Here is an 8,326-nt window from a genome sequence, read left to right as displayed (position 1 = left end):
GGCAACGGGTAACCGAAAAGCCATCCAGCGAACCAAAAGGATTTGTAGCAACGAGCCGTACCTCGCCAACAAAAAATGGATTAAAATCAAGGCAATCAAAAACGAGACTCCAGCATGGAGTCACTTCCCCCATAAAGTACGACACCGAGTCGTACATAACACCGTTGGTGGATCAAAGGCAGCGTCTCGCTGGACTAATGACTAAGTCAAGCTCTAAACCCCCTGGCACATGTTTTCACTGTGCAGGGCCGATCTCAAATGGCGTCGCATACGTTTCAGCGGGCGCATTGCTGCTGGACGAGTCACGGCGAAATAGCATCCATGATGATTTTGACGATTCGAGGCATTTGGCGTTCATGAACGTTGGATATCACGGCACGCAAACCGACATGTCTGACAGTGCGGATATTCGGGTCGTTAACGATCTACCAGGCGGCCAATTTGATTTATCGTTTTGCGGTTTGGCCTGCTTGAAATCGTGGTTTAATGCGATTGTGGATGGAATCCAAAACGACGTTGATTCTGGTGAGACAAAATCGGGTTGACCCTAGACTTGCCCACCAACAAAGAACATCCGCAAAGTTGCTTCGCAATCGCCTGCGGTCTTTGTTCAACGTGCGTCCTGTTGGTAGAATCACTCGTTAATCAAAGTCGTTGTCTTCGTTCACGGCGAAGACGGATGTTTTAACCGTTACGTGACCTAAGCATTGGTGATTGATACCGTCTTCCATTACGAACGCGTGATGCGGATGGCGCAAGACAATTTCGCCAACACCGAGATTCGCTTCTTCGGCAACGTCGTGACTGGTGCGTTGTCGCTGACCGATTCCGTTCTCGTTCCGGTAATCGGTGGCGATCCCATCCCAACAACTCTCGGTCGATTCACCGAAGACTTCACGCAAACTTGGCTGCACCGAACACGAATCTTCGCTAATCGCACACTAACATGAATGCTTCACCGGTCGCCCAACTTCTTGAGGTTTGGGAGCAGCGAGGGACGGGCCTGACCCCAAACCGATAATCAAGGCAAGACGCTTCAGGATGACATGCGACTGGATCTTGAAGCCACGTTGGTGGACGTCCCCGAACTTTAGGCAGTCCGTGCAACCAGATGCGCCCAGCGCACTCGGTTGAGCTGCTGCGTTGGGCGCCGCTTTATCACGCGTTCAAAAGAGAACAGGAAAATGGGCTACAGAAAGATGAGGATGCTGCAATTTAGGTCTGACCATCTTTCTGTTGCATCATTCTTTCTGTGGTTTCCTTTTCGCCGGGGTGGCGTTTGGTTCGTCACAAATTGACACGAATCAGCACGCGTTCTGTGCAGACGGCCCAGCGTGCCGTTTAAAACAGAGTCCGTACACGGAACACGGTACCTAAGCGCCGCAGCAACCCCTGCGTCTTAGAATTGCAACTGGCCACCGAAGTTGAGGCCTTGCGCCCAGTAATCGGTTTCGACAAAACTGAATTGCGGGCGGAGCGAACCGGTGACGGGATTGTTGGGTTCGGGAATCAAATTCGGATTCACATTGCGGTCGATTTGATCCCCGGCGCGGACGACGTTGGGAAAGTACAACAGCGAATAGCCGACCGTGGCATGAAACCAACTGGTGATGCGAACACCGAGCGTCAATCCGAGTTCAGGGATCATCGTGAACTCTTTGTCACGATACGAACCGATGTTGCTGGTTTGGGTCAGCAAACCACCGGGATAACGTTCGGTGACGCCATTTTCGGTGATCGAGGTGGTGCCCGAGATGTTGACTCGCTGCGTGTTCGTACCGACGGCGACTCGCATGGTCGATTCAAGCCAGGCGCGGTCGAACGTCGCTTGGTGAATCACGCCGAGCTGCAGTCCATTAAACCGGTTCTCGGTACTGAATTGTTCGCTCAGCTCGATCGTGCCTGGCACGCCGACAACTTGAGACGAAAGCGACTCGGAGAACGACAAGCGATCATCGAGTTGCAGATTTCGATAACCGATGATCCAGTCGATTCGATCGAGTTCGCCACAGTTGTTGCAACCGGCAAACGTTGGCATCAGCGCGGCTCGCACGTTGATCATGGCCGATCGAAGATCGGTGTCAGAACTGATATTCAGGGCACCGTTGACGACACCGGGATAGGAGACGAGTTGGGCAGTTTCTCGGTCGTTGGTCGTATCAAAAAAGGGCCTCGCCAAAATAGGCGTCCCATCGCCTGCGGCCGAAAAACCGTCGCCGTCGTCGAACAGCCCAAAGTATTCGCCTTCGATCGCAAACGAGCCTTGCGGAGTGATCCAAAATCCCGCTTTGCCGCGAAACCCACTGTGTCCGCCGTCATTCAATTCGCCGCCGCCAAACAGCACGGCGGTCCCTGATTCGCCGAGAATTCCCGCACGGTTTTGCGGCGTTCCATCTGGGCTCGTCGTCACCAACGGAGGCGTATCCATCCCTGAGGCTTCCCAATACAGATATTCACCGCGGATCCATAGCCGGTCGGCAATTCGCTGCTCCATGTTCGGCACAAAACCACCGATCGACGGGAACGAGAACATGTTACCGCCGCTGAACAAATTGCCACCTCCCGCCGACGTCTGAGCCGAATAGGGATCAAACGAGCCGGAATTGTTGACGATCACATTGGGGCCAGCGGAATAAACGCCCTGAGCCTCCACCGTCCCGATCACGGAAACGACGAGCGAAACGAAAGTGAAAAACGCGGAAATCAACAACCGAGGGGTCACTGAGACAAACTCCAATTTTCGGAAATTTAGCCAGATTTCCTAAAGAAACCTGGCAGTCTCGGCTGACAGTCCGTAATTTTTGCCGCGGAAGTCAAGATGAATTGCCCCGGTTTCTAGCCGGTGATCGCTTCTTCGCTACTTTTGGACGTGTTCTCTACCGGTGCCACGGATCGGCTCCAGCGTGATGCGGTGGAATCGGTAGCGGCAATCATAACTTCCCAACATCAACGCTTGATCGTTCGGCGTCGACCAGTAATCCGAGAGCGACAAACGCGAGGCGTCGCCTTGCCAATCCACGATCCGATGTCCATCGACCGACATCTGCACACGTTCACTTCGCACCTCGACGACCACTTGTGACATTTGGTTCTGTTTGAACAAGTTGCCAGAGAAGGTGGTTTGGTTGCCCACATTCTTGTTGTCGATGTTCTCGATCGCCGACTTGGCGACATCCGTTTTGCCATAGTTAAATAAGGCTGCGAACCGCTTGTCACTCGCCCTCAATCCAAACAACAAAGCATCGGGCGGATCAAGTGGTTCCACGATCGCAACGATGCGATACTCGGCGGGCGGCGTGTAGGGCAGTTCGATGCGGACTCCGTAGCCTTTGCTGCTTTCCAGTTTTCCATCGCGTTTGGTCCATTCGCCAGTTGAAAATGCATGCGAAGGATCGATAAATGACAGCAAATCGACTTCGTTGTCAGGAAACGGGGCAATGACTTTTGAGTCCGATGGATCGCCCGCAATTGATGTATCGCCCGCGATCACGGACACGCGTGCCTGAAAAAGATCATCCGAGAGCGTGCGCGGCAACGGATTCTGATTCGCTTCGGATCGCACTTGTAGATACCCCCAGATCTCAGCGGTTTCCCCCGAATGGAGTTCGGCGTCGACGCGGTAGCTGATTGGAATCTCACGGTCAAAACGCCCAAGCGAAACCGTTTCCGGTTGTGCGGCGGAGACGACAGTAGGAACATCGATCCAAGGTGCGTCGATTGCCGTTTGATAGCGAACGCGAAGTGATTTGACTTGTACATCTGCAGGCCAATCCAATTTCAAGCTCACGTCTTGATTTGGTTTAGGCACCATCGGCTCGGGAATCGCTCGAAAACGCGTAAACAGCTCAAGTGCTAACGACGATTCGTCGCTTTGGTTCTCAAGCGACTCTGGGGACGCAGGCTCCCATCCCATTCGACTTTTCTGTTCTTTGTCGAGCCACGATTCGCTGATCCAACCGCGGTATTGTCCCATGCTCATCACCGAACCATTGCCTGGTTCTGGGTGCGGCAACCCAACGGTGTGCCCGCAGCCTTCGTGATAAACAACGCAGTCAGTGCCACGATAGGGCACCCGCCATCCATCGCCGCTGACCAATCCCCAACCGACACCACGATTGGCCAGATAGGCTGCCCGTGCCCCCCCTGAGGTCGCGCCAGGGAAATGTTGTCCTTGGTTCAAGTTGCCTTCAAAGACCAGACTTCCGCCATCGGGGTGCAAGCGATAGAAGTCGTCCAGCGGTCGCCAATTGATTTCGCTTAGAACGAGCAGGATTGGAAACGCGTCTCGCTCTTCGGGCTTGTCCTGCGCAAACCCGAGCGTCCGATCGACTTCGCTTAATGTGCGAAAGTAAATCTTGTTCGCGTCCCCTTCGCGAAGGGTTTCGGTTGTGTCCTTTGACACAAAGGGTTCGGGGTGGACGACCATCGTCAGCTTGGATTGATCGCCAAACTCACGAGCATGGAACTGTTCCAATCGGCGAGCATAGTACTGGACGCGATCTTTCCAATCGGGCAACGATTGACGATCCGCAGGGACGAAGTAGACGACCGTCACTTCGATTCGGCTGGTGTCGTATTTCCCGTCCCACGTTGTGGTCCCTCCATACGTCGGAGCGACCAAAATCAGAGCAAACAGTAACGCACAAAACGGTCGAGGTGAGTGTGATGACATAATGCCGGTGGGTTCAGCGGTGGGTTAAAGAGAGGGGGGCACGCGACAGCCGTCGGCTGCCAGAGTGGCCAATATACACAAACGATGCCACTTTTTCGCGAGCGTCGGCAATAAGTTGCCGCACATCGAAGGATACCGCCCCCCTCACTCAAGTCTTGACAACCGCGAACGCTACGACGCGTCGGCGGGTGTACCAGACGAATCGCCGAGGGGTTCAGCCAACAGGATGGGCGACGTGGTTTCGTCGACCAAGAATAGATTCGCGGTCTGCAAGAGCGTCCCTTTTTCGAACTGGACGTTCTTAGCCGCCACGGTGTACTCGACCATCGACAGAAAGTATCGTGATTGAGCCTCGGTGACACGTCGCTGCGCGTCGAGCAATTGTTCGAGATTCACGGGTAACCCCTCCGCACGATTCACGTCGAGGATCTGCAGCGCATCGCGAGCGGCGAGATAGCGATTCAGATTGGTTTCCATTTGTGTAAATGCGCGATCGCTTTCGCCGACCACGGCAGCAAGGTCGTGCAAGATCTGCCGCTCTTGCTCTTCGAGCACGGCGTGTTCGCGTGCCAATTGTGACTTGGCATGACGAACCGCCAAATAGCCTTGCCGAAATCCGACGGGCAGCTTCAGTTCCAGACTCGCTTCGTACTCTTGATAATCCAGCGTTCCCAGTTGTTTGAAGGCCGAGTTGTCGCCGGCGAGACCTTGATCCAAACCTCGGACGCGGTAGATCGTAACGAGATCAAGAGTCGGCATCAGAAAGTTCTTTGCCGCCAATGCTTCCATCTCGCGTCGCTTGACGAGCAACCGCTGTTGTTGCAGTTCGCTGCGAAGCCGAATCGCTTCGATCGAAATCGAGTTCCAATCAAACGTCATCGGCGCGTGGAGTGGTTCGTCATTGGGACGAATCAGTGCATCATCGCTGAGCGGCAATCCGATCAACAATCGGAGCCGTCTCTCGGACGCCAAAACGCCTCCTTGACCTGCAAACGTGCCTCCCGAAGTGGAGTTATTAACCTGAGTACGCTGGATCAACTTGCCCGCAACCGCATCTTGCAATTCGCTTTGAAAACGAAAGTACTGTTCACGTGCAAACGCTTCGCTCGCGCCGGCTTTGCGATTGCTCGACTTCTGGGCCTCATAGTTTTGCCACGTTTCTCGGCTCCGCTCGAGAGCATCGCGTTTTGCGTCGAGGTCGCGATAGGCAAAATACAGATCCCAGTAGGCGTTGATCACATTGCTGATGTAATCGCGTGCCCCTTGGCGAAACTTGGCCGACGTGATGTCATCATTCACTTTGGCGATCAAAACGCCTGCATAAATCCCAGGCTGTGCCGCAGGACCTGCGATGCGATTGAATTGCAGCCCGCCGCCTTGCATTAATGGTTGCCGCATCTCGGCATGGATCTGACTTTGCCAGGCGCTGTCGGTCAGATTGCCGGTGGCATTGTTGGCGTCGTAATCGATAACGTTGCGAACAGCAAATTCGGCGCCCGTGGCCGTCCGCTTGGATAGCTGAAAGACATAGTCATGCGTGTCTTGCTTGAACGCGTTGGCGCCACCACCGAAGAACCGGTTGTTGAATCGGCGATCATTATTCTGCCATTTGCCAAGCGCATAGAACTGAGCGTCATAGGCGGCCAAAGCCGATTCGATACTGGTTTGAGGATCCAGTTCGGCAAGCGGCTTGGTTTGATCGGTCACCACGGTTTGCGGAGCACGAAGAATCGTGGCCCCCAAATCACGCATGACTTGCGAGTGCTGCAGCGCCGTGTGAATCGTTTCCTGCAACGACATGTCCCGATATTGCAGCGTGGCAAAATCTTCGATCGAGCGTACGGTCAATGGAGTGGCTGAGACGTCCGGAAACGTGATCGCAGGAGCCCCCGCGTCGACCATTTGCATGATCGTATCGATCGAGGAGGTGTCGTTGGCGATCGTCTCGGAAAAATTTCGGTGTGTTTGACAACCGATCGCCGTAATCACGCCAACGGCGCACGCCATCATTGTCAACGCAATCGGCCGCAACGGGCCGCCTCGCCTTGCTGATGTGTTTGCGTCAGTGCGTGTTGAACGTCGCAGCACTTTGTTTTCCGTTTCTCGTTTCGGTCGAGCGAGGCAGATTCCCCGCACATTCAGACCAATCCGTACAATTACCCTTATTCGTACATTCACGAAGACTACATTGAGCGAATTCGGGATGATTCGCACGAACGACACAATAAGTCTCGTGAAACATGCGTTCCGCAGGCGGGAAACTCGGAAATCGTGGTTAAAATGAACACGCTCCGTCCGTATCCAACGATCCCCGTTTGCAGCCATCTAGCCCATCGCGTCATGTCCGACCCCCTGCATCGAGCCGAGCAAACGTGGAAGGATGCGGAATCGCTTGTCCGCCACGTTGATCGCTTGTCGCACACGGCATTGCCGGCCTCAACGTTCTTTCAAGAACTTGCCGACGCGACTCAGCAAACGGCAAAGTCACGAAGCGTGGTCGTTTGGTCCGACCAACATGGCGAACGTCATGTCTTGGCCAGATCCGGGATTGACGTTCATCAAGACAGGTCGCCTGATTCAGCGGTGGCAATCAACCAAGTTGATTTCGCCGCCGCTTCGCATTGGGATGACGACGCCAAAACTTGCATCACCCAGGCCCGTGTGTCCCATGACAGCGTGGTCGGAATCGAAATCCGATGGTCCGACGCGGTGCACGTGGCAATCCAGCCAGCGATCGCCGAAATGAGTCAGGCTGTACTCGAATCCGCGACCCTCGCTTTCTTGCGTCACGAAGCCGACGCATTGCAGTCCCATTTAGCGAGACGACACGCGTGGGATCACCTTGTCGGTCAACTGCATCACGGCATCGGGATCAACGACTCGTTTGCTCACGTGGGGCGAGCGGCGGCGAAGTACGTCGGTGCCGATCGAGTCAGCATCCTGCACCGCCGCGGTGGCAATCCAATTTCCGCCTATCGATTGGTGTCATGTTCGACCAGTAAGAATGTCGACCGTCGCAGTCGACTCGCTCGATTGATGCAAGACCTCGTCGCTCAGGTCGCAAATCACGGCAAATCAATCGAGTTCGTTGTCGGGCGTGGCGACATGGTCCCCGCTCCGCTGCGCGAGCCGCTCGAAGCCTATTTGATCGAATCGGGATCTCGTGCGATCGCAATCGAACCGATTCCGCTAAACGGCCTTGCCGATTCGGCCGTAATCGTGTTCGAGCAGTTTACGGTGTCATCGCATGATAACGATGGTTCCTTTGCCGACCTGCGTGACGTCGTTGCGGACGCATTGACGCAAGCGATTCGCCGAGACGCAGTCCGTTTGCGCTCGCGGATCGATCCATGGCTTTCCATGCGATTCACGAAAAAAGCGACTGTGATCGCTCTCGTCGTCGCAACGGCTGCACTTTTGATGTCGTTGATTCGGGTCGATTTCTGGATCCCGGCCGAAGGTCGCGTCGTGGCAAAACAGCGTCACAACGTTTACGCTCCGGCCGATGGCGTGGTCACCGAGTTGCTCGTCGACAACGGTTCGTCTGTGAACGAGTCAGCAACGTTGATGGTGATTCGCAGTCATGACTTGGATACGAAACAACAGCAAATCGAAGGGGAAATTGCGGCATTGCAGACCAGTTTGGCTGCGATC

The 8,326-nt window shown here is 54.7% G+C and carries 6 protein-coding genes; 2 read left to right on the top strand and 4 right to left on the bottom strand.

What is annotated here, in order from left to right; all coding sequences use genetic code 11:
• A partial coding sequence (locus ABX962_RS23325; protein WP_372722786.1) for a hypothetical protein occupies nt 1-545 on the top strand: 545 nt, incomplete at its 5' end.
• A 96-nt stretch (nt 546-641) separates the two neighbouring features.
• On the opposite strand, the gene ABX962_RS23320 is transcribed toward ABX962_RS23325, so the two are convergent.
• The 4 genes from ABX962_RS23320 to ABX962_RS23305 all read right to left on the bottom strand — a co-directional run bounded on the left by ABX962_RS23320 (nt 642) and on the right by ABX962_RS23305 (nt 6,682).
• On the bottom strand, nt 642-914 hold the full coding sequence (locus ABX962_RS23320) for a hypothetical protein (RefSeq protein ID WP_372722784.1): 273 nt from the start codon (nt 912-914) through the stop codon (nt 642-644).
• Nucleotides 915-1,399: 485 nt separating this feature from the next.
• Entirely contained in the window at nt 1,400-2,722 is a 1,323-nt protein-coding gene (locus ABX962_RS23315) for a BBP7 family outer membrane beta-barrel protein (RefSeq protein ID WP_372722783.1), read from the bottom strand.
• Between the two features lie 135 nt (nt 2,723-2,857).
• Nucleotides 2,858-4,672 (bottom strand): hypothetical protein, encoded by a 1,815-nt coding sequence (locus ABX962_RS23310; protein ID WP_372722781.1) that lies wholly within the window; start codon nt 4,670-4,672, stop codon nt 2,858-2,860.
• Between the two features lie 171 nt (nt 4,673-4,843).
• Complete coding sequence (locus ABX962_RS23305; protein WP_372722788.1) at nt 4,844-6,682, bottom strand: TolC family protein; 1,839 nt, start codon at nt 6,680-6,682, stop codon at nt 4,844-4,846.
• Between the two features lie 330 nt (nt 6,683-7,012).
• Here ABX962_RS23305 and ABX962_RS23300 point away from each other — a divergent pair.
• Nucleotides 7,013-8,326, top strand: a 1,314-nt coding sequence (locus ABX962_RS23300; protein ID WP_372722779.1) for a hypothetical protein, incomplete at its 3' end; no start/stop codon positions are given.

It is taken from the genome of Novipirellula sp. (genome assembly GCF_041583735.1).
In the GTDB taxonomy this organism is placed as follows: Bacteria; Planctomycetota; Planctomycetia; order Pirellulales; family Pirellulaceae; genus Novipirellula.
Note: the sequence above shows the minus strand (reverse complement) of the source record. Positions and strands in the feature narration are given on the sequence as shown.

Excerpts from the sequence above, each read along its gene's own strand:
- ABX962_RS23310 (WP_372722781.1), bottom strand. The coding sequence starts at position 4,672 with ATGTCATCACACTCACCTCGACCGTTTTGTGCGTTACTGTTTGCTCTG.
- ABX962_RS23305 (WP_372722788.1), bottom strand. The coding sequence starts at position 6,682 with ATGATGGCGTGCGCCGTTGGCGTGATTACGGCGATCGGTTGTCAAACA.